A 482-nucleotide genomic window follows, 5' to 3' on the forward strand; every position below is an offset into this window, starting at 1 on the left:
TATTGTTCTACAACTTCTCTATAAGCTTCTTTATAATCTTTCTTTTTTGGATAGATTCTTGCTACTTCTTTAGCCATTTCAAGTTCTTTGTTAACCAATTTTCTTCCCTCCTTTCTAGCTTTATAGCATTACTATTAATAAGTAATAACTTGTTCACTATCACACCTCCTTAGAAGTCTTTGATGATAAATTTTTTTATTAGGTATTTCCATTAATCCATCTTTGCGTAATCTACAGACTTTAGTTCTTAAAGTTATTTCTGTTCTTCCTAAAGCTAATGACATCTCTTCATAACCAATTATCTCTAGCCAATCAATTAAATATTTGGTATCCTCATATGACCAAGGCTCACCTTGGTTAGGATGGAGTTCAGGATTATATTTCATTCTTCCATAATCATCAAACTCAATCACTTTTCTCACCCCTTTATAAGCTTGTCTATCTTCTTTCTAAAATAAGCTTTATCTTTAGTTTTATAAGTT

Annotated in this window: 1 protein-coding gene; it reads right to left on the reverse strand. The window is 30.1% G+C overall.

The annotated features are described in order from the left end of the window. Positions 1–134: 134 nt before the first annotated feature. Entirely contained in the window at positions 135–413 is a 279-nt protein-coding gene (locus ACQPUY_RS17790; protein ID WP_430843394.1) for a hypothetical protein, read from the reverse strand. Positions 414–482: the final 69 nt, after the last annotated feature.

Origin of the sequence: Clostridium nigeriense (assembly GCF_050585245.1) — a bacterium.
GTDB lineage: Bacteria > Bacillota > Clostridia > Clostridiales > Clostridiaceae > Clostridium > Clostridium nigeriense_A.